The sequence below is a fragment of the Nocardioides bigeumensis genome, from assembly GCF_039531755.1.
Classification (GTDB): Bacteria; Actinomycetota; Actinomycetes; order Propionibacteriales; family Nocardioidaceae; genus Nocardioides; species Nocardioides bigeumensis.
In genome coordinates this window covers 737630-759289 of the sequence record NZ_BAAAQQ010000002.1, presented here as the reverse complement: position 1 = coordinate 759289, position 21660 = coordinate 737630, and the positions used below count along the sequence as shown (strand labels likewise).

The following is a 21660-nucleotide window of genomic DNA, read 5'->3' as shown; positions in this document are numbered from 1 at the left end:
GCGGAGGCTCAGCGACCGCGCAGCGAGCGCAGGACGTATTGCATGATCCCGCCGTTGCGGTAGTAGTTGGCCTCGCCAGGAGTGTCGATGCGCACGACGGCGTCGAACTCGCTCGCCTCGCCGTGCGCCTGGTCGGTGCCCGGAGCCGGCTCGACCCGGACCTTGACGGTCTTGGGAGTCTCGCCGTCGTTGAGCGCGGTGACGCCGCTGATGCTGATCACCTCGGCTCCGTTGAGCCCCAGGTCGTCGGCGGTCTTGCCCTCGGGGAACTGCAGCGGCAGCACACCCATGCCGATCAGGTTGGAGCGGTGGATGCGCTCGTAGGACTCCGCGATCACGGCCTTCACACCCAGGAGGGCGGTGCCCTTGGCCGCCCAGTCGCGCGACGAGCCGGAGCCGTACTCCTTGCCGGCCAGCACCACCAGCGGGGTGCCCGCCTCCTGGTAGTTCATCGAGGCGTCGTACACACTTGCGACCGGGCCGTCGTCCTGCGTGAAGTCACGCGTGAATCCGCCCTCGGTGCCGGGGGCGATCTGGTTGCGCAGCCGGATGTTCGCGAACGTGCCGCGGATCATCACCTCGTGGTTGCCACGGCGCGAGCCGTAGGAGTTGAAGTCGCGCTGCTCGACGCCGTGCTCGGCGAGGTAGCTGCCCGCCGGGCTGTCCTTCTTGATCGCGCCGGCCGGGCTGATGTGGTCGGTGGTGACCGAGTCGCCCAGCTTGAGCAGGATCCGCGCGCCCGTGATGTCCGCGACCGGCTCCGGCTCGTCGGGCATGCCGTCGAAGTAGGGAGGCTTGCGGACGTAGGTCGAGCTCTCGTCCCAGGCGAAGGTGTCGCCCTCGGGCGTCTCCAGCGAGCGCCACTGCTCGTCGCCCGCGAAGACGTCGGCATAGCTCTCGCCGAACATCGTGGAGTTGATCGACTCGCCGATGACGCGCTCGATCTCGGTGGGCGACGGCCAGATGTCCTTGAGGAAGACGTCGTTGCCGTCCTGGTCCTGGCCCAGCGGGTCGCCGAACAGGTCGACGTCCATCGAGCCCGCCAGCGCGTAGGCCACGACCAGCGGCGGTGACGCCAGGTAGTTCATCTTCACGTCGGGGTTGATCCGGCCCTCGAAGTTGCGGTTGCCCGACAGCACGGACACGACGGCGAGGTCGGCCTCGTTGACCGCCGCGGAGACCTCGGGGATCAGCGGGCCCGAGTTGCCGATGCAGGTCGTGCACCCGTAGCCGACGAGGTTGAAGCCGAGCTTGTCGAGGTACGGCGTCAGGCCAGCCCGCTCGAAGTAGTCGGAGACGACCTTCGAGCCCGGCGCCAGCGACGTCTTGACCCACGGCTTGCGCGTCAGGCCCTTGTCGACGGCCTTCTTGGCGAGCAGCCCCGCGCCGATCATCACCGACGGGTTGGAGGTGTTGGTGCACGAGGTGATCGCGGCGATCACGACCGCGCCGTGGTCGATCTCGACGTCCTGGCCGTCCAGAGAGATCGTGGTCGGCCTGCTTGGCCGTCCCGATGGCTGGTCGGCGGGCGCGCTCGCGTGGACCGGGGCACCGTTGCCGCCCTCGTGGCTGGGCGAGTCGCTGGCCGGGAAGGACTCCTCGACCGCCTCGTCGTACCCGGTCGTCTCGGCGACGTCGTCGTCGACGTAGGCCTTCAGCGCGGTGCGGAAGGACTCCTTGGCCACCGAGACCTCGACGCGGTCCTGGGGCCGCTTGGGGCCGGCCAGCGAGGGCACCACGGTCGAGACGTCGAGCTCGAGCCGCTCGGAGTAGCGGGGCTCGGCCTGGGGGTCGTGCCAGAGGCCCTGCTCCTTGGCGTAGGCCTCCACGAGCGCGAGCTGCTGCTCGGAGCGACCGGTCATCCGCAAGTAGTCGATGGTCTGCTGGTCGATCGGGAAGACCGCGATCGTCGAGCCGAACTCCGGGCTCATGTTGCCGATCGTGGCGCGGTTGGCCAGGGGCAGGGCGGACACGCCCTCGCCGTAGAACTCGACGAACTTCCCGACCACGCCGTGCTCGCGAAGCATCTCGGTGATCGTGAGGACGAGGTCGGTGGCGGTGGAGCCCTCGGGCAGCTCGCCGGACAGCTTGAAGCCGACGACGCGCGGGATCAGCATGCTCACGGGCTGACCGAGCATCGCGGCCTCGGCCTCGATGCCGCCGACGCCCCAGCCGACCACGCCGATGCCGTTGACCATCGTGGTGTGGGAGTCGGTGCCGACGCAGGTGTCGGGATAGGCGACCTGCACACCGTCTCCGGCGTCCCTGACCATGACCACGCGGGCAAGGTGCTCGATGTTGACCTGGTGCACGATGCCGGTGCCGGGCGGGACGACCTTGAAGTCGTCGAAGGCGCCCTGGCCCCAGCGCAGGAACTGGTAGCGCTCGCGGTTGCGCTCGTACTCGATCTCGACGTTGCGCGCGAACGCGTCGGCGGACCCGAAGACGTCGGCGATGACCGAGTGGTCGATGACCATCTCGGCCGGCGCGAGCGGGTTGATCTTGGACGGGTCACCACCGAGGTCGACCATGGCCTCGCGCATCGTGGCCAGGTCGACCACGCACGGGACGCCGGTGAAGTCCTGCATGATCACCCGCGCCGGCGTGAACTGGATCTCCTGGTCGGGCTGGGCGTTCGCGTCCCACCCGGCGATGGCCCTGACGTGGTTGGCGGTGATGTCGGCGCCGTCCTCGGTGCGCAGGAGGTTCTCCAGCAGCACCTTGAGCGAGAACGGCAGGGAGCTCACGGCATCGTCGGGCAGGCCGTCACCGGTGACCGCGTCCAGCCGGTAGATCTCGTAGGACTCGTCGCCCACCTCGAGGGTGCTCTTCGCGCCGAAGCTGTCCTGACTGGCCATCGTCCGTCTCCTCGTCGTCGCTTCCGGGGCCCCGTAGTGGCGGAGCCCCCATCTTGCCGCTGCCGCGCGAGCCCGAGGAACTGGGGCGACCCTCGGTCACGCCGACAAAGTCTCTTGACGTCAAGATACCTGACGCAGGGGGGTACGCGCCACCCGCTCGCGGATCAGAACCCGCCGTCGAACCCGCCGCCGTCGAACCCGCCCCACCCGCCGCCGTCGAAGCCGCCCGCGTCACCGCCGTCGCCGTCCCCGCCGCCCTCCCCGCCGCCGTCCCCGCCGCCGTCCCCGTCGCTGCCATCGCCCCCGCCGTCTCCGTACCCGTCACCGAAGCCGCCGAACATCATCCCGCCCATGAACATCCAGGACATCGGGCCGAAGGCGCCGAAGTAGCCCAGGGCGTAGGGCTGGTAGGCGCCGCCGGCCTGCCAGTAGGGCATCCGCTGCGAACCGACCATGACCTGGCGGGCGTCGGGGTCGGCCCCGGCACGGACGCGCTCCGCGTCGAGCGCACAGGCGGGCACGTCGCGAGTCTCGCCCTGCGGCGGGGTGAAGGGGACGTCAGCGACCGACAGCCCGTGTCGCGGGTCGAAGAAGCACGGCGGACGGCGCGTCGGCAGGGGCTCCCCCGCGACCCGGGCCCGCACGCACGCGATCGCGTAGCGAGCGTCCTCGATGATCTGGGTGACGTGCCGCACGTCGTCCGGGCGAGAGATCGAGTCGCCGGAGACCTTCGCGGCCTCGTAGGCGTCCAGGGCGCGCTGGTAGTCGGCGTTGGCTCCTTCGTCCAGGGTGTGCCCGCCCAGCTCGAGGTCGAGCTCCTGCAGGTCCTCGCCGAGGGCGGTCACGTCCTCGAAGACGAGCTTGCGCACCGGCGCCAGCTCCGACTCGCGGAGCAGCTCCATGCGCTCCCGGTTGCGACGACCCGCGACAACGGCGCCTGCGACGAGCACTGCGACCACGACCAGCAGGACGATGAGCTCCATGACGTGAGCCTAGGCCGGGCGCACCAGCGGCCCTCTGCCTGACGACCTACTCGATGCCTGCGGTCCGGTCGAGCAGCTGGAGCAGGTCGTGCGCGGCCAGCTCCACCGACTTGTGCCGCCACTCCGACGCGCGATAGACGCAGGCGATCAGCGCGGTGCGGTGCACGCGTCGGAAGTCGCCGTAGACGAACGCGTGCCGCGCCTTGGTCTCGTCGTTGGCCCCCTCGGTCAGGCCGAGGTGCCACGCGGCGTACTCCTCCCAGGAGTGTCGCTCGAGGTAGTGGTTCTGGTCCTCGGCCGACGGCTGGACCTCGCCCCAGTCGCTGTCGAGGACGTACTGCTTCTTCTCGATCAGGTCGCGCGCGTGCGCGACGGCCGCCTGGTTCACCGAGTACGACGCCATCACGCCAGCCTGGCACGGCTCAGCGGAGGTCGCGCAGCACCCGCCCCTCGATGTCGGTCCAGTGCCGCTTGGGCGGAGCGTCTTCGCAGCTCTGCGATCTCTCGCGAGTCGGGGTCCGCGGTCCACGTCGACATCTGATTACCCAGTCGCTCCTTGCCGGGTCGGGGCCCTCAGGTTCTCCTCGATGCGGACGCCGAGCGCGTCGAGTCCGGCCCTCTCCGTGGGATCGAAGCGCTGGGCGTCGACCGTCTGACGAGTCCGCCCCAGCTCAGAGAGGACGACCGAGCGCTGCTCCGTTGACACCCGGTGGCTGAGGTCCAGCAGAACCTGGTAGATCCTCGTGAGGACCTGGGGGTCGGCGGCCCCGTAGCGTCGGGGTTGCGAGAGGCCGAGATCGACGTAGCTGGCGAAGTCGGGCCGGTGCAGCACGACCCTCGCCCTGCCGTCCTCGTCCCTCAGCACTTCATCGCCCAGTGCGCGGTCGCTCAAGGCGCAGAGGAACGCCGAGATGCGGCCTAGGGCATGGATGGCGGTCGTCGGATCGTTGATGGCGGGCGAGAGCGCCTTGTTCGCCACATCTGTCAGCTGACGCAGGCCATAACCGACGTCCTGGGTCGACGTCCGCTCGAAGCCGACGCGGATGCAGCGCGCAACCCGGTCGCCGATCTGCTCCGACGTCTCAGCCGAGAGCGGGCCGGCTCCTGACGACCAGGCGCTTCCCAGGGGTGTTCCCTCGACCATGAAGGACCCCGGGTGAACATTTAGGCGGACCACCACGTCTTCGTCCTCCGCGACGGCGACGAGACCGTCCTGGTCGACCCACGTCAGGAAGCCGTCGTCCGGGACCAGCAGGACAGAAGCATTCGACGGCGGCGCTGGGACGCTCTTCCGGTCGCGGCTTGCAGAGTCACGGTCGGCGAGCACCGTGCGCATCGTGCCGACAGCATCGCGGTGCACGTTGCGCAACATCGTCTCGACCCGGATCTGCTCGGTCAGGTGCGCAAGAAAGAGCACCAGCCCCACGACACTGGCGATCGTCAGCACGAAAGCCAACGACACGGCGATCTGGGGAACCAGGTCTCCTCCCCCGCCGTCGCCGCGCACCGCGCGCAGCACGGTGAGTGCATAGGTGAAGGTCGCCAGGAACAGGGCCAGCGTCACCTGGACGAACCGGTCACGCGCGAAGGTCCGCAGCAACCGAGGAGAGAACTGGCTGCTGGCCAGCTGCAGCGTCACCACCGTCAGGGAGAAGGTCAACGCCGTCACGGTGATCATCGACGAGGCGATGACACCGAGCAGCGCCCTGGCGGCGTCCGCGTCCCCACCGAAGAGCCAGTTGCTGACGCGGCCTGAGAGGTCGTCGTCGATCGACGAGTCCACCTCTGGAACGACCAGCCCCAGGAGGAGGGCGAGCACCACCGCGATCGTGGGGATCGGCCACAGCCGGGTCCGGAACGCGTCTCGGACGATGACCAACCAGTTGCTCATGTCCATGAGCCTCTCATCGCCGCGGTTCGCACCCGCCGGCGCGCGTGACGAGAACCAGGCCGGACGGTTCCGCGAAGATGACCGCGCAACGTTGAGGGTGGTGGTCGGCGCGATCGTTTGCCGCCAACTGCGTTCCCCAGCGGAATCGAACCGCTGACCTGCACCATCTGAGCCCCGGCCCCCCAGGCAAGGAAACGCGTCCCTCGGCTACGGGAGCTCTCAGTGCAGGTGCATGTGCGCGGCGTCGGTCTTCCCGGCAGGCATCCACACAGCGGCCACGGCGGCAAAGACCAAGGCGATCGCTGTGATGGCCATCGAGCCGCGGGAGTAGGCCTCGACCACTCCGGAGGCGGCGGTGAGGTTGCCGGCCGTACCGGCCACGGCCGACAGGACGGCCACGCCGAGTGCCGCTCCTACCTCGTGCCCGGTCATCAGGAACCCGGACGCCATGCCGGCGTGCTCGGACGGGATGCCGTTCATCGCGGTGCCCGCCACGGCGGCGAACACAAGGCCCGCACCCAGCCCGACGAGGCACAGCCCGGGCAGGACTCCGCCGACATACGAGGACGACGAGTCGGCACGAGACAGGAGCAGTCCTCCGCCGGAGACGATGGCCAGCCCGATGGCGGCGATGGTCCGCACCGGGAGGTGCGCACTGGCGTGGGCGGCGAGGTGAGTGCCGACGACGAGGGTCACGGCGAGCGGCAGGAACGCGAAGCCCGACTCCAGGGCGGAGTAGCCGAGGGCCGTCTGCCCGAAGATCGACGTCAGGAACACCACCGCCATGAGCAGGCCTGTGATGCCGAGCATCACGGTCGTACTGGACACCAGGCTCGAGATCTTCCAGGTGTGCGGATGCACCAGGGGCTGGGTGGCCCGGCTCTCGATGAACCCGAAGGCGACCATCAGGACCCCGGCGACGCCCAGGCCGACGGCGGTCTGGACCGAGGCCCAGCCCTGTGACTCCACGCGAGCCAGGGTGAACATCAAGGTGGCCAGCGAACCGACGCCGACGAGGGCCCCGGGCACGTCGAACTCGGCCACGCGGGCAGGACCCTTCTGGTCCTTCGCGACGACGTGGAGGGTGGCGGCGATGGCGAGAACGCCGATCGGCACGTTGATCCAGAAGATCGCCTCCCAGCTGGCCCACGTGGTGAGGACGCCGCCCAGGGCGACGCCGACCGCGATGCCCAAACCGCCGATGGCTCCCCACAGCGCCAGGCCCCGTGCCTTCTGCGTGCCTGCGTAGGTGGTGCTGATGATGGAGAGGGCCGCCGGTGTCATGAGGGCTGCGGCGGCTCCCTGGGCCGCGCGGCCGCCGATGAGCTCGGCCGCGCCGCTGGCGAAACCGGTGAACAACGAGGCCGTGGTGAACAGCGTCAGACCGGTGAGGAACACCGTACGACGCGAGATGAGATCCGCGACCCTCCCCCCGAGGAGCAGGCAGCCGCCGGACAGCAGGAGGTAGGCGGTGACGACCCACTGCAGGTCGCTGCTGCCCAGCCTGAGCTCGTGGCCGATGGTCGGCATCGCGGTGTTGACGACAGAGATGTCGATGACGACGAGGACCTGTGCGACGAGCGCGACGATCATCGGGCCCCAGGGTCGTGTGTCGGTGTGGGCGTCCGTCTCGACGGCGGAGCCGTGGTGTCCGTGCATGAGTGCCTCCGGTAGTGAGTGGTGAACGGTGCAGATCTGTGGCGCTGGTTCGGTGAGGTCGAGACTGCAAGGGATGCGACCTGGTCGCCCCGGTCACATGGCCGGGGTTGCCGCGTCAGGGGCGAGGCCACACGAGGGTCGCTCCCAGCGCAGCGGTGAGCAGCGCGACGACCGCGGCTGCGGTGAACGCTGCGGAGAAGCCCGCGGCGTCCAGGGCTCCCTCAACCCGACGACCGGACGAGATGCCGATGACGACGAAGGCGGCCGTCCCGAGTGCGCCACCCACCTGCATCGAGGCGCCCGCGAGCCCGGACGCCAGACCGGTGTGGCGGGCGGGCACCGCAGAGGCGAGGACCATGGTGGTGGGGGTGAAGCTGAGCGCGACACCGGTCGTGACGAGCAGCAGGCCCGGGAGGACGGCGACGACGTACGCGGATCCGGATTGCACGTTCGCCAGCCAGAGGTGCCCTGCGGCGAGGACGACGAGCCCCAGGACCATGCTGCGCAACGGTCCGATCACGCCCAACACTCGCGGTAGCACCGTCAACGAGACGGCGAACCCCGTCAGGGACGTGGGGACCATGGCGAAGCCCGCCCGCTCCGGAGACACCGCCAGGACTTGCTGGAAGTAGAGCGCCACCAGGACGAAGGTCGGAACGCGGGACGCCCCGCCGAGCAGCGCGACGGCCGTTCCGGTGCGCAGCATGCGCGACCGGAAGAGCTCGACAGGGACCAGTGGGTCAGCGGCCCGGCGCTCGATGGCGATGAACGTCGCCATCAGGACCGACGAGACGGCGAACAGTCCGCCGACCCGCGGGGAGGTCCAGGCGTGGTCGACGGCATCGACAGCACCGTGCACGAGGGCGATCACCGCCCCGGTCACAGTGGCAGTACCCGCCCAGTCGACGGTACGCCGGACACCCGGTGCGTCCTGAGCCAGCACCCGCCGGGCCATCGCGAAGGCGGCCAGGGACACCGGAACGGTCACCACGAACACTGCCCGCCACCCACGGTGCCAGCAGTCCGAGCGCGACCCGGTCCCGTCGCGTCATCGTCACTGCTGTCCTGGACGAGGGCGCTGGGGGCCGCACCTGCGTCGTGTCCGAGATCGTCGAGATCCTGTCCATCGTCCTCACCGCCTGGGTCGTTGTTGATGTCTCCACGGTGCTGTTGCGCCGGGTCGGTCGAACCGGCCGAATGGCCGGGTTCCACTGCTTTGGCGCGGGGTCAGCGCGTCGCGAGGGGCGTCCCGGTGCGGACTGCCTGGACGACGGAGGTGATGGCCTGCACAGACGCTGCGGCGCCTCCCTGGTCCTCGACGATGCCGGCGTGGCTGGCTGCTGCCTCGTGGGTGACGGCGTTGCTGGACAGGCCTGCCATGTCCACCTGTGCCTCGGACCAGCCATCGGTGTCGCGGGCGTTCTCTGCGCTGGTCAGCACGACGAGCGGTCTGCCTCCGAGAGTGGTGAGTGCCCGAGCCTGCTCGAACACCACGGGGAGCATCGAGAGCTCGTCGCGGGCGTTGCGCCCGGCCCGGGGCATCGCCGACATGGCGTCCACTGGTGCCGCATCGTCGGCGGGAAGGTGCGATCCCGCCAGCGCCACTCCGAGCCCGAGCCGCGCCAGAGTGGGCATGACGGCGTACGCGCGCCGCATCATCGCGTACTGAATGGGGTAGCTGGGGATGGCGGTGAACTGCTCGGGGCTGGTGCTGTCCAGCAGCACCATGCCCGCCACCTCGACGGCGTGGTTGGCGGCGTACGTCATCGCATAGGGGCCACCGATCGAGTGGCCCACCAGGACGAACGGACCGGTCTCACCGGCGGCTGCGAGCAGTGCGTGAAGGTCCGCGGCGGCAGCAATGCCGTCCTGGGGGTGGTCGACGTCGTCGCTCCAGCCTTGACCCGCGCGGTCGTACGCACAGACTCGCGTGGTGGGGGCGACCCCGTCGAGGATCCGGGCCCAGGACCCGGAGAACTCGCCGAGGCCACTGATCAGCACGACCGTCGGCTGGCCCTGACCACGGCAGTCGAGGTGCAGGTCGTGGTCACCCACGGAGTAGATACCACCCGGCGCCGGATAGGTGTTGGCGAAGGAGTCGGTGGCGATGTTCCTGACGCCGGCGCCCACGGAGGCGACGGCGAGGAGGACCAGGGCGACCGTCACCAGCCAACGACCTGGACCCGTCAGATCCCGCTGCATCCGAAGGTACGTCCACACGCTCAGTGCCAGAGCGAGGGGCGGCCACACCCACGTGAGCGTGTTCATCGTGTGGTCCGACGGCGCCACAGCCATGAGCGCTGCGCCCGTGGAGACCATCGCGACCGCCGGGATCGCCGCCCAAGGTTGGGGACTGGACGTCCGTGAGGAACACACGCGGAGCATCGCCCAGCCGAGGCCGAACCCCAGCAGCGTCGCACCGACCGTCACCCCCTCTGTGGCGCCTGGGAGGACCAGCATCGTCAGGAGGGCCGCGGCCGCAGCGCCTGCGGCCATCGACCCGAGGGCGATCCCAGTGGGGGGCCGGACTCCGGGACTCATGACGTTCGATCGGACGCGGCGGTGGACGTCGACGCTCATGGACTTCTCGCTCTCGCAGTGGTGGGCGGTGGTAGCACTGCGGTCGAGAGTGGTCGGTCTGGCGGACGGTCACCCCGGCCAGATGGCCGGGATGCAGCGGACAGAGAAGCGAGCGACTCAGCCCAGGTCCAGCCGGGCCAGCTCGCCGCGCGAGGTGACACCTGCCTTGGCGAAGACGTTGCGCAGGTGGAAGGCCACCGTGCGCGGAGAGATCCAGCACTGCGCCGCGACGTCCTTGTTGGACATGCCCGAGCTGACGAGCTGGGCGACCTTGAGCTCGGTCGGCGTGAGCTGCAAGAGGGTCGAGGGGTCCCGTTTGCGCGCCGTCTCTCCCGAGGCCCGCAGCTCCGAATCCGCCCGCGAGGCCAGCCAATGGGCCCGGACGTCCTGGAAGGTCTCGAGAGCGCGACGCAAGTGGATGCGGGCGTCCACGCGCCGTTGGCTGCGACGCAGCCACTCGCCGTACGCAAGCTCGACCCGCGCCACGTACAGAGGTCGACCTCCGGTGACAGCGTCCGACAACGCTCGCTCGAACAGCGGCTCGGCATCCGCGTCGGCCGTGAGCGCCTTGCCGAACGCGACGGCGGAGAGCGCCCACGGGCGACGGGTGCCCTCGGCGAAGGCGGCGAGGTCCCCGGCCCAGGCTCGTGCCGTCGCAGCCTCCCCGGCACGAACGGCGGCCTCGATCCGCTCGGTGGCCGACAGACGCTCGAGCACCGGCATCCTCATGCGGCCGAACTGGTGGAACGCACCGGAGGCGTCTCCCATGCTCGCCGCACGTATGCCCATGGCCCAACGCATCAGGTCGTGCACCGGATCCGCCATGATGCCGAGCGGATGCGCCTCGACCAGCTCCTCGAGCCGCGGCAGCAGGTCGTCGTAGTCGTCCCGGTCCTGCTGGGCCGCCAGGAGGACGAGCCAGGCGATCGGGAGCGCGGTCACCGCCGGTTGTCCGATGCTCGCGCCCAGGGCCACGGCTTCCTCGGCACTGACGCGCAGGGCGACGTGGTCTCCTCTCGTCCAGTGCCCGAAGCAGAGCCGCTGGAGGCAGTAGGTCACCGCGGTGGCGGCGCCCACCTCCCGCGCGCGCGAGAGGGCGAAGGAGTAGAACTGCTGCTGCCGGTGGTCGTCCCCGAGCTGAAGGGCGGCGTTGCCTAGGTTCCACAGCACGTCGCGATCGTCGACAGCGGCACCGATCTCGAGGGCGACGTCGAGCGCCTCCGCTGCGGCTCCCCAGTCCGCGTCCGCGACCAGGGTCATGGCCACCAGCATCTGCCGCAGGCACCGTGTCCGCGGAGAGCGGTCCGCGGTCGTCGCCGTGAGCAGCTCTTCGGTCTGCATCGGCGTGCCGCTGTCGGCACCGAAGGTGCGCATCACGGCCGCGGCGACGCCGATGTCAAGCGCTCGGACCGGATCTACCGGCAGCACTGCGTGCGCGGCGTCCACGAACATGCGGTGCGCCTCGGGGGCCGAGCCGATGTTGACCTCGATGTGCCCGCGCAACCGTGCCACGTCACACAGCAGGAGGGCGTCCTCCGTGTCCTCCCTAGCAGTACGGAGCAGCGACTGCGCGCGGGCCGCCTGCCCGCACGCCCATGCGCTGCGTGCGGCGGCGAAGCCCAGGTGGGCGCGTCGAGCGGCGTCGGTGCACAGCTCCGCTGCGCGCTCGTAGGCCGCCAGCGCCGCGACGTGGCCACCTCGCCGTTGCGAGCGCTCACCCACCCGCTCGAGTGCGTCGACCACGTCGGGGTCCGGTCCCTCGGCGGCGCAGGCGCGGTGCCAGACCTCACGGTCCTCGTACCCCGCTCCGGCCAACGCCCAGGCGAGCGCCCGGTGAGCTGACCGACGGTCCGCCACGGTGGCGGCCTGGTAGATCGCCGAGCGCACCAGAGGGTGCTGCAGGGACACCGAGCCCTCCGCGTCCACCAGCAGCCCGGAGTCGATCGCACGCCCCACCACGTCGTCGTCCAGTCCCCAGTGCGCACCCGCACGACGCAGCACGTCGAGCTGGCCTGTGTCGTCGGCGGCCGCGAGCAGCAGCAGGCGCTGCACCGGCGCCGGCAGTCGGCGGCTGCGGTCGAGCAAGGCCTGCTCCACGCGGGCGGTGAGGTGGAGCGTCGTCGGCAGTGCTGCCGAGCCCTCGAGCTGGGCTTCCGTGAGCTCGCCAGGCAGCTCAAGGAGGGCCAGCGGGTTGCCGCCTGTCTCCGCGATGAGCCGTCGTGCAACCTCGTCTGCCGGGTCAGCACCCAGCCTGGCGGCCAGGAGGGCGCGGGATTCCTCGGCGTCGAGACCAGTGAGGACCAGGTCGGCCAGTCCGGGCGCTTCGAAGACCAGTGCCGCATCGTCGCGCGCTGCGAACACCATTGCCACCCTGTCCGCTCCGAGCCGCCGGGCACAGAACAACAGCGCTCCCGCACTGGCCGGGTCCAACCAGTGCGCGTCGTCGACGACGCACAGCACGAGGCTCTCCTCGGCAGCCGCCGTCAGCAACGACAACGTGGCCACCCCCACCAAGAAGGGCTCGACCGAGGGACCGTCGTCCTCACCGAACGCCACCCGGAGAGCACGCCCCTGGGGCGGCGGAAGCTGCTCGCGCAACCGGCCCAGCGGCCTCAGCAGGCGGTGCAGTGCAGCGAAGGCGAGCGGCGCCTCGACCTCGAGCCCCTGGGTGCGCAGCACCGTGGTCCCCTCGTTGTCGGCGACCACCGAGTCCAGTAGCGCGGACTTGCCGACGCCCGGCTCACCTCGAACGACGACGCAGCCGGCGGTCCCGTGGCGGGCACGGTCGACGAGCGCCGCGAGGAGCGCTCGTTCGGGTCCGCGGCCGACCAGCACGTGCCGAACCTACTCGCTCACGAGCCCGAGCAATCCGTGCAACCCCGGCACTTTGACCGGGGCGACCCCACCGCTCCTGCCCGCAGCATCGGGCACGTAGGGCGTCATCGCGCCCCACCTGACGATCGCCCACGAGGAGGGCCCCATGCACCCCACGTCCCCCACTGACCCTGACCACGACCGACTCGCGCGGGTGGCGCCGCGTCGGCAGATCGGCGTCCTCGTCTTCGACGGGGTGGAGGAGCTGGACGCAGTCGGTCCGTGGGAGGTCCTCTCCCACTGGACCCAGACGTGCCCCGAGGACGGCTGGGACGTCTTCTGCCTGTCGGCCGACGGGGCGCCCGTGGTCGGTGCGAAGTCTCTCGTGCTGGGGGCGCACCACTCGTTCGACGACGCTCCGGCACTCGACGTGCTCATCCACCCGGGCGGCCCCGGCACCAGGCCGATGCTTCGGAACCCCGACCACCTCGGATGGGTCCGCGACCTCCGCGGCTCCGTGCCCCTGATGACCTCTGTCTGCACCGGGAGCCTCGTCTATGCGGCAGCCCGACTGCTGACGGGCCGTCGGGCCACCACTCACTGGGCATCCCTGAACCGGCTGTCCGAGCTCGACCCCACGGTCATCACCGACGTCGCAGCACGTTTCGTCGACGACGGCGACATCATCACCAGCGCTGGAGTCAGCGCCGGCATCGACATGGCCCTGCACCTCGTGGCGCGGCTCACCGACGTGGAGCGCGCCCGCGAGGTCCGTCGCTACATCCAGTACGACCCCATGCCCACGGTCTGATCCCCCACCCGCCAGCACACCCACGAGAAGGACAGTTTCCATGAACCCCGAAGCCACCGCCACCTCCAACGACACGATGCGGGCCATCACCCATACCCGCTACGGCAGCTCCGACGTGCTGCGACTCGCGGAGGTGCCTCGCCCCGTGGTCCGGGACGACCAGGTGCTGATTCGCGTGCATGCCGCCGGGCTCGACCGCGGCACGGAGCACCTGATGAGCGGCAAGCCGTACGCCGTGCGCCTCGCCTCCGGCATCCGTCGGCCGAAGAACCCAGTGCTCGGCCGCGACGTCGCGGGGACCGTCGTGGGAGTCGGTGCGATGGTGACACGCTTCTCCCCCGGCGACCACGTCTACGGAGTGGCGCCCGGCTCCTTTGCGGAGTACGCCGTCACCGGCGAGAACCGGCTGGCGCACAAGCCGGCGAGCCTCTCCTTCGCGGAGGCCGCCGTCATCCCGATCTCGGCGGGCACCGCTCTTCAGGCGCTCACCGACGCAGGCAGGGTCCAGTCCGGCCAGTCCGTGCTGATCACCGGCGCCTCGGGCGGCGTCGGCAGCTACGCGGTGCAGCTGGCCGCCAGCCTGGGCGCCGACGTGACCGGCGTGTGCAGCAGCGCCAAGCTCGACCACGTCGCCGCCCTCGGCGCCCACCAGGTCATCGACTACGACCGCGACGACTGGGCGGACGGCACGCGCCGCTACGACCTGATCCTCGACATTGCCGGCAACCCGCCTGTGAGCCGGCTGCGTCGTGCCCTGACACCGCGCGGGACGGTTGTCTTCGTTGGCGGTGAGAGCGGCGGCGTCATCACAGGCATGCGTCGTCAGGTCGGCGGAGCGCTTCTGTCTCCCTTCATCGGCCAACGCCTCGTCCTGCTGCTGGCCCGTGAACGCGCCACCGACTACGAACGTCTCGCCCGGCTCATCGAGTCCGGCCAGCTCATACCTGCCTTGGACCGCTGCTACCCCCTCGAGCGTGCCGCCCACGCGGTGCGGCGTCTTGAGAACGGGGCCACCCGCGGAAAGGTCGCCATCGCGATGTCAGCTGCGCCGGTCAGCGGCTGAATCCCAGCAACGCCACGCACTCGACGTGGTGCGTCATCGGGAACAGGTCGAAGGCGCGCAGGTCCTGCACCGTGTAGCCGTGCTCGGCGAAGATCGCGATGTCGCGGGCCAGCGCGGCGGGGTCGCAGGCGACGTACGCGACCGCGCGCGGGGTCCGTGCGACGACCTGCTCCACGACGTGCCGCTTGGCGCCCTCGCGCGGCGGGTCGAGGACCACGAGGTCGAATGGCCGGTCGAGCCCTCGTTCGAGCACCTCGTCGACCGGCCCGTGCTCGACGAACGCGCCGATGCCCAGGTTGACGCCGGCGTGCTCGCACGCGGACCCGTCGGCCTCGACGGCGACCACGTGACCCGTCTCCCCCACGGCGTCCAGGAGAAAGGCGGCGAAGAGGCCGACCCCGGCGTACAGGTCCAACGCCGCCTCACCCGGCTCCGGCCGCAACATCGCCAGCACCGTCTCGACCAGCACCTGCGGCGCGCCCGGGTGGACCTGCCAGAAACCACCGCGGCCCACGGAGAAGTCGCGCCCCAGCACGGAGCACGACGGCCCCTCGGGCGCCTCGAGCAGGCAATCGTCGACAGGCACGACGTCGTGGGAGCGGTGCTTGCGCATGCCGCGTCGCCCGTCGGGCAGCTCGACGTAGCGCTGCCGGGTGCGCCAGCGCAGCCCGTCGACGTCTCCCGGGACCGCTTCGACCTCGACCTCCAGGTCGAGGCCGGCGAGGCGGTGCAGCTGCTCGCGCACGACGTCGGCCTTGAGCCGGCGCTGAGCGGCCGGCGTGACGTGCTGGAAGTCGCAGCCACCGCACAGGCCAGGTCCCGCGACGAGGCAGGGGGCCACCACCCGGTCGGGCGACGGAACCAGCACCTCGACCGCGTCGCCACGCCAGAAGCGGTCACCCTCAGTGCCCTCGGTGATCTCGACGACCACCCGCTCCCCCGGCAGCGCGTGCCGGACGAAGACCACACGGGACTCCTGCTGGCCGGCTGTCTGGAGCAGGCGGACGACGCAGTGCCCGCCGTGCGCGATCGGGCCGACCTCGGCCTCGAAGCGCTCGCCGACGCGCGAGCGGCCACGCGGCTGGCGCGAGCGCGTGGCCTGTCGCGTGGACCGTCGTCGTGGCACGGGCACCGGCCGGTCAGTCCTGCCGGTTCCAGGTCACCTGCTGCTGGGACTCCGGGTCGGCCACCCGCCCGGACCGCAGGTCACCGGCACGCGTGCGCGTCTGGTCGCGGGCGGTGCGCTCCTTGGCCACCTGCGAGGACCGCAGCTGGTAGGGCACCGAGATCACCATGACGCCCGGTGTGAAGAGCAGTCGCCCCTTGAGCCGCAACGCGGTCTGGTTGTGGAGCAGCTGCTCCCACCAGCGCCCGACGACGTACTCGGGGATGTAGACCGCGACCACCCCGCGCGGGTTGGCGTTGCGGATCTCGGTGGCGTAGTCGACGATCGGCCGGATCACCTCGCGGTACGGCGAGTGCAGCACCTTGAGCGGCACGTCGATGCGGCGCTCGTCCCACTCGTCGAGGAGCCGGTCGGTCGACTGCTGGTCAGTGCCGACGTAGACGCCCTCGAGGATGTTGGGACGGGCCGCCTTGGCGAACGCCAGCGCCCGCAGCGTCGGCTTGTGCAGCTTGGAGACCAGCACCATCGCGTGCACCCTGGTGGGCAGCAGCTTGTCGGACTCGTCCGCGGCCAGCTCGAGGTTGACGTTCTCGTAGTGCCGGTTGATGCCCTTCATGATCAGGAAGAAGGTCACCATGGCGAGGATCGTGATCCAGGCACCGGCCAGGAACTTGGTCACCAGCACGATGACCAGCACCACGGCCGTCATGCCGAGCCCGAAGGTGTTGATGGCCCGCGAGCGCATCATCCGGCGGCGGACAGCGGGGTCGTGGGTCGTCTTGAGGTTGCGGGTCCAGTGGCGGATCATCCCGAGCTGGCTGAGGTTGAACGACACGAAGACGCCGACGATGTAGAGCTGGATCAGCCGGGTGGTCTGGGCGTCGAAGACCTGGATCAGGACGATCGAGAGGACCGCGAGGAAGACGATGCCGTTGCTGTAGGCCAGCCGGTCACCGCGCGACCCCAGCGCCCGCGGCGCCAGCCCGTCCTGCGCAAGGATCGAGCCGAGCACCGGGAAGCCGTTGAAGGCGGTGTTGGCCGCCAGCACCAGGATGACCCCGGTGACGGTGACGACGAAGTAGAAGCCGGGCGAGAAACCGTCGAACACGCCCGAGGCGATCTGCGATATCACCGGGTGCTGGTCGTAGTCGGCGGGCAGCGCCTGGCCGCCTGCCGTGCGCAGCCGGTCAAGCTCGTGCGGGTCGACGTACTTCAGCCCCATCTGGTGCGCCAGCGTGATGACGCTGAGCATCATCGTGATCGCGATCACGCCGAGCAGGAGCAGCGTGGTGGCGGCGTTGCGGCTCTTGGGGCGCTTGAATGCCGGCACGCCGTTGGAGATCGCCTCGACACCGGTGAGCGCGGCACAGCCCGACGAGAAGGCGCGCGCGAGCAGGAGCACCAGCCCGACCGTGGTCAGCGGATCCTCCCAGCCCTCCTGGGGGATGATCATCAGGTCGGCGCTCTCGGAGTCGGGCAGGTTGCCGGAGAGCGCGCGCAGGAGGCCGAACCCGCACATGCCGAGGATCGCGGCCATGAAGGCGTAGGTCGGCACCGCGAAGAACGCTCCGGACTCGCGCACTCCGCGCAGGTTCATCGCCGCCAGGAAGATGACCATCACCGTCGCGACCGTCGCCTCGTGACCGCGCAGCGGACCGATCGCCGAGGCGGCGTACTGCGCCCCCGACGAGATCGACACCGCGACGGTGAGCACGTAGTCGACGATGAGCGCGCTCGCCACCGTCATGCCGGCCGACCGTCCGAGGTTGACCGTGGCCACCTCGTAGTCGCCGCCGCCCGAGGGGTAGGCGTGCACCGTCTGCCGGTACGACGTCACCACGGTCAGCATGACCAGGGCGACGGCGAGCCCGATCTTCCACGACCAGGCGTAGGTCGAGAAGCCGGCGATGGACAGCATCAGGAACACCTCGTCGGGGGCGTAGGCCACCGAGGAGAGCGCGTCGCTCGCGAAGACGGGGAGGGCGATGCGTTTGGGGAGCAGGGTCTCGCCCAGCTGGGAGCTGCGCAGCTTGCGTCCCAGCAGGATCCGCTTGGAAACGTCACCTACGCCCACGTGGCACGAGCGTAGACCCAACTTCCTCGTGGGACGCACACGTCGCGAACACTGGCGCCCGTGCCTCGGTAGGGTGTCGCCCGTGCACGTGGTGATCATGGGATGCGGCCGGGTTGGCTCCACGCTCGCCCGCAGCCTCGAGGACCGCAACCACACGGTGTCGGTCATCGACAGCGAGCCGGACTCCTTTCGGCGTCTCGGGCCTGAGTTCAACGGCGACCGGGTGACCGGCTACGGCTTCGACCAGGAGGTCCTGGAGAAGGCCGGCATCCGTCGCGCCGACGCGTTCGCCGCGGTGTCCAGCGGCGACAACTCCAACATCATCGCCGCGCGCGTGGCCCGGGAGACCTTCGGCATCCAGCAGGTCGTCGCCCGCATCTACGACCCCGGCCGCGCCGAGGTCTACCAGCGGCTCGGCATCACCACGGTCGCGACGGTGAAGTGGACCGCCGACCAGGTGCTGCGGCGGATCCTCCCGGCCGGCGCCGAGCCCGACTTCCGCGACCCGTCCGGCACCATCCGCGTCGACCACATCACCGTTCCGGAAGGCTGGGTCGGGCACCGGACTGTCAACCTCCAGGACCAGTCGAACTCGCGCATCGCCTGGATCGACCGGCTCGGCGAGGGCATGCTGCCCCACCGCGAGTCGGTGCTCCAGGAGGGCGACATGCTGCACCTCGTGATGCGCGAGGAGAACGCCGCCGAGGCGTACGCCGTCCTCGAGCGCGGACCGGACGACACCTGATGAGGCCACGACAGAAGAGGCAGAGCGCATGAGAGTGGCCATCGCCGGTGCCGGTGCCGTCGGGCGCTCGATCGCCCGTGAGCTGATCCAGAACGGCCACCAGGTGCTGCTCATCGACAAGGAGCCGCGGTCGATCCGCCAGGACCGGGTGCCCGATGCCGAGTGGCTCCTCGCCGACTCCTGCGAGCTCGCGTCCCTGACGGAGGCGCGGCTCGACCGCTGCGACGTCGTCATCGCCGCCACCGGCGACGACAAGGCCAACCTGGTGACCGCGTTGCTGGCGAAGACCGAGTTCGGCGTGCCGCGCACGGTGGGGCGGGTCAACCACCCCAACAACGAGTGGCTCTTCACCGAGGCGTGGGGGGTCGACGTCAACGTCTCGACCCCGCGCATCATGTCGGCCCTCGTCGAGGAGGCCGTCAGCGTCGGCGACCTGGTGCGGCTGTTCACCTTCCGCCAGGGCAACGCCAACCTGGTCGAGCTGACGCTGCCGGGGGACTCGCCGTACGTCGGCACGCCGGCCGGGCTCATCCCCTTCCCGGAGAACTGCGCGCTGGTCACGATCCTGCGCGACGGCCAGGTCTACGTGCCGACCGCCGAGCAGCCGATCGAGGCGGGCGACGAGCTGCTCTTCGTGGCGCCGTCCGAGGTCGAGGAGGAGCTCGAACGGCTCCTCGCGCCGGGGTCGCACGGCGGCTGACGCCGACCTGTCCGCCCTCAGCCGGCCTCGACTGCCGGCTTCCGCTCGAGCGGGGTGTGGTTGCGGCCGAGCACCCAGACCATCGCGGTCAGGGCCGCGACCTGCAGTGGCCAGCCCATGACGATCTTGAGGACCCCCAGGACCGCCACCGCCGTGTCGGCATCGAGCGCACCGGAGCGCCCGGAGAGATAGACCGGCCCTTGGGCGACGACGCGGACCACGCACGGCAGCACGAGGAGCCAGCTGAGCCGACCGCAGAGCCGCACGATCTGCTTGTCCTGGTGCCACTCGGTCGGGTCGCCCATCACGCTGCCGACCATGAAACCGACCAGCGGCCAGCCGATCAGGATGGTCGCGATCATGACGACGGCGTAGCCGGCGTTGTAGAGGATGCCGGGCAGGAAGTACGCCAGCGCCTGCTCCTCCTCGCTGGCACCACCGCGGGCAGAGAGGGTGACGAACAGCGCGCCGATGCCGATCCCGACCAGGGCGTTCACCACGAACTGGACGGTCGAGCGCTGCACGATCCGCACGACGAGCAGCGCCACGGCGGCCGCGACGGACACGATCAGCGCGGTGCGCAGCTCGCGCGTGGTGAGCCACAGCACGGTGAAGAAGATCGTCGGCACGGCCGCTTCGATCATCCCGCGCCGACCGCCCAACGCCTCCGACAGCCGCTGCCGGACGACCGACTCGACGGTCTCGACCGCGTCGGACCTCGTCGGGCCCGCCCCCTCCGGGACGGCCGTTTCGCTCACGGCAGCAGCTCGTAGCGCGGGTTGAACATGACGCGGGTCCGGTCCTGGACACCGATGCGGCCCTGCACCCGAAGCGACCGCCCGGGCGCGATCCCGGTGATCCGTCGCCGGCCGAGCCAGACCAGCGTCAGCGCGTCGGAGCCGTCGTACAGCTCGGCCTCGAGCGCGGGCACGCCGCCGCGCGGTCGCAGGGTCACCGTCCGCAGGCTCCCGGTCAACGTCACCATGTCGCGATCGGGCGCGTCGGCGATGCTCAGGCCGCCCCCGTCGCGGTGCTGCTGGCGCAGGTCGCGGGCTTCCTGGTCGGCGCTGTTGGCCCACCTGCTGATGCTGCGGCGCAGGCGGCTCTTCTCCGTTGTCATGGAAGCTTGCGCGCCTGTTTGGGCAGCACCAGCGCGAGGGCGTCGCCGACGGGCATCGCGTGGTCACCCCGGCGGACGGCGACCTGCGCCAGCACGTCCTCCCACTCGGCGGCCTCCTCGGGTCGCACCGCTGGCGCACCCAGGAAGGTGCCCCGCAGCAGCCAGCGTGGGCCGTTGACGCCGACGATGCGCGAGGGCTGCACGCCGGAGGTGCCGTCGGGCATCTGCACCGGGCGCTGGCAGACGAGCTCGACGCCGAAGCGGCCCTCGCGTTCCTCGACGGTGCCGCCCTTGCTCTTGACGTCGGCGACCAGCTCGGGTCGCACGTCGCTCCACAAGTCGCCGTTGCGCGGCGCGGCGAAGGCCCTCAGCTCGAGGGCACCGTCGCGGCCGGCGACGAGCACGGACTGGACGGCCTGGGAGGCCTCGTCGACCTGGAGCCGCACCTCGCGACCCTCGCTGGGCGCGATCAGCAGCGAGCCGAGATCGACCCGGCCCTCGGCCTCGGCGTCGATCTCGGACACGTCGTAGGGGCCGTCCGTGCCGGCCTTCCTCGGCTCGCCGGGCTCGTCGCCCGCCTGGTCGCCTGCCTGGTCGCCCGCCTGGTCGCCGGCCTGGCCCTCGGCGAGCTCATCGGCTTGGTCGACGGACGGGTCGGGGTCGGCAGACCTGCGCCGGAACTTCACTGCGACTCCTCACTCGGCTCAACTCGGGCGTTCGGGTCGGAAAGACCTCCGAAGCCACCCGTAGAACCGTAACCCCCGGCCCCTCGCGCCGACCCGGGAAGGGCGGTGACCTCGACGAACCGGACCTGCTCCACCCGCTGGACGACCAGCTGGGCCACCCGATCCCCACGGCGGAGGTCGACCGGGTCGTGCCGGTCGAGGTTGACGAGCAGCACCTTGATCTCGCCCCGGTAGCCGGCGTCGACGGTGCCGGGCGTGTTGAGGATGGAGACGCCGTGCCTGGCGGCCAGCCCGGACCTCGGCTGCACGAACGCGGCGTACCCCGGTGGCAACGCGATGGCCACCCCCGTCGGCACCAGCGCCCGCTCGCCCGGCATCAGCGACACGTCCACGGTGGTGACCAGGTCGGCTCCTGCGTCACCCGGGTGGGCGTAGGACGGCGCCGGGAGGTCTGCGTCGAGGCGGACGATCTGCACGTCGAGCAGCTCGTCGCGTGGGGAGTCGGGCACGGGCGAGGAGACTACCGGCCGGCTCCCCGGCTCCTGCCTCC

The 21660-nt window shown here is 70.6% G+C and carries 18 protein-coding genes; 4 read left to right on the top strand and 14 right to left on the bottom strand.

The window, feature by feature from the left end:
- Positions 1 to 8: 8 nt before the first annotated feature.
- The 8 genes from ABD295_RS04845 to ABD295_RS04810 form a co-directional block, all read right to left on the bottom strand.
- Complete coding sequence (locus ABD295_RS04845; RefSeq protein ID WP_344302510.1) at positions 9 to 2858, bottom strand: aconitate hydratase; 2850 nt, start codon at positions 2856 to 2858, stop codon at positions 9 to 11.
- A gap of 164 nt (positions 2859 to 3022) precedes the next feature.
- Entirely contained in the window at positions 3023 to 3841 is an 819-nt protein-coding gene (locus ABD295_RS04840; protein WP_344302509.1) for a hypothetical protein, read from the bottom strand.
- A gap of 46 nt (positions 3842 to 3887) precedes the next feature.
- Positions 3888 to 4244, bottom strand: coding sequence for a hypothetical protein (locus ABD295_RS04835; protein WP_344302508.1), 357 nt, complete (start codon positions 4242 to 4244; stop codon positions 3888 to 3890).
- A 138-nt stretch (positions 4245 to 4382) separates the two neighbouring features.
- A complete protein-coding gene (locus ABD295_RS04830) occupies positions 4383 to 5732 on the bottom strand; it encodes a DUF2254 domain-containing protein (protein WP_344302507.1) in 1350 nt (449 codons plus the stop codon).
- Positions 5733 to 5951: 219 nt separating this feature from the next.
- Positions 5952 to 7391 (bottom strand): MFS transporter, encoded by a 1440-nt coding sequence (locus ABD295_RS04825; protein ID WP_344302506.1) that lies wholly within the window; start codon positions 7389 to 7391, stop codon positions 5952 to 5954.
- A 115-nt stretch (positions 7392 to 7506) separates the two neighbouring features.
- Positions 7507 to 8388 (bottom strand): MFS transporter, encoded by an 882-nt coding sequence (locus ABD295_RS04820; RefSeq protein ID WP_344302505.1) that lies wholly within the window; start codon positions 8386 to 8388, stop codon positions 7507 to 7509.
- Between the two features lie 230 nt (positions 8389 to 8618).
- A complete protein-coding gene (locus ABD295_RS04815; RefSeq protein WP_344302504.1) occupies positions 8619 to 9932 on the bottom strand; it encodes an alpha/beta fold hydrolase in 1314 nt (437 codons plus the stop codon).
- 156 nt (positions 9933 to 10088) lie between these two features.
- On the bottom strand, positions 10089 to 12806 hold the full coding sequence (locus ABD295_RS04810) for a helix-turn-helix transcriptional regulator (protein WP_344302503.1): 2718 nt from the start codon (positions 12804 to 12806) through the stop codon (positions 10089 to 10091).
- A 145-nt stretch (positions 12807 to 12951) separates the two neighbouring features.
- Here ABD295_RS04810 and ABD295_RS04805 point away from each other — a divergent pair, with 145 nt between their 5' ends.
- Positions 12952 to 13596: a DJ-1/PfpI family protein gene (locus ABD295_RS04805; protein WP_344302502.1), complete on the top strand. Its 645-nt coding sequence runs from the start codon at positions 12952 to 12954 to the stop codon at positions 13594 to 13596.
- Positions 13597 to 13636: 40 nt separating this feature from the next.
- A complete protein-coding gene (locus tag ABD295_RS04800) occupies positions 13637 to 14659 on the top strand; it encodes an NAD(P)-dependent alcohol dehydrogenase (RefSeq protein ID WP_344302501.1) in 1023 nt (340 codons plus the stop codon).
- Here ABD295_RS04800 and ABD295_RS04795 read toward each other — a convergent pair.
- Positions 14649 to 15785: a class I SAM-dependent RNA methyltransferase gene (locus ABD295_RS04795; RefSeq protein WP_344302500.1), complete on the bottom strand. Its 1137-nt coding sequence runs from the start codon at positions 15783 to 15785 to the stop codon at positions 14649 to 14651. The two genes, ABD295_RS04800 and ABD295_RS04795, sit on opposite strands and share 11 nt — an antisense overlap.
- 13 nt (positions 15786 to 15798) lie before the next feature.
- The gene (locus ABD295_RS04790; protein ID WP_344302499.1) at positions 15799 to 17859 is read right to left on the bottom strand and encodes an APC family permease; all 2061 of its coding nucleotides are present in this window, start codon (positions 17857 to 17859) and stop codon (positions 15799 to 15801) included.
- Between the two features lie 82 nt (positions 17860 to 17941).
- Here ABD295_RS04790 and ABD295_RS04785 point away from each other — a divergent pair, with 82 nt between their 5' ends.
- The gene (locus tag ABD295_RS04785; RefSeq protein ID WP_344302498.1) at positions 17942 to 18604 is read left to right on the top strand and encodes a potassium channel family protein; all 663 of its coding nucleotides are present in this window, start codon (positions 17942 to 17944) and stop codon (positions 18602 to 18604) included.
- 28 nt (positions 18605 to 18632) lie between these two features.
- Positions 18633 to 19304, top strand: a complete 672-nt coding sequence (locus ABD295_RS04780) for a potassium channel family protein (protein ID WP_344302497.1) — start codon at positions 18633 to 18635, stop codon at positions 19302 to 19304.
- Positions 19305 to 19321: 17 nt separating this feature from the next.
- Here ABD295_RS04780 and ABD295_RS04775 read toward each other — a convergent pair whose 3' ends face one another.
- The 4 genes from ABD295_RS04775 to dut are packed head-to-tail and all read right to left on the bottom strand — an operon-like array spanning position 19322 to position 21619.
- Positions 19322 to 20062: a DUF3159 domain-containing protein gene (locus ABD295_RS04775; RefSeq protein ID WP_344302496.1), complete on the bottom strand. Its 741-nt coding sequence runs from the start codon at positions 20060 to 20062 to the stop codon at positions 19322 to 19324.
- A complete protein-coding gene (locus ABD295_RS04770; protein ID WP_344302495.1) occupies positions 20059 to 20424 on the bottom strand; it encodes an OB-fold nucleic acid binding domain-containing protein in 366 nt (121 codons plus the stop codon). Before ABD295_RS04770 ends, ABD295_RS04775 begins: the two co-directional genes overlap by 4 nt.
- Entirely contained in the window at positions 20421 to 21110 is a 690-nt protein-coding gene (locus tag ABD295_RS04765; protein WP_344302494.1) for a DUF3710 domain-containing protein, read from the bottom strand. The genes ABD295_RS04770 and ABD295_RS04765 overlap by 4 nt, the downstream gene beginning before the upstream one ends.
- A complete protein-coding gene (dut, locus tag ABD295_RS04760) occupies positions 21107 to 21619 on the bottom strand; it encodes a dUTP diphosphatase (protein ID WP_425573965.1) in 513 nt (170 codons plus the stop codon). Before dut ends, ABD295_RS04765 begins: the two co-directional genes overlap by 4 nt.
- Between the last annotated feature and the right edge of the window lie 41 nt (positions 21620 to 21660).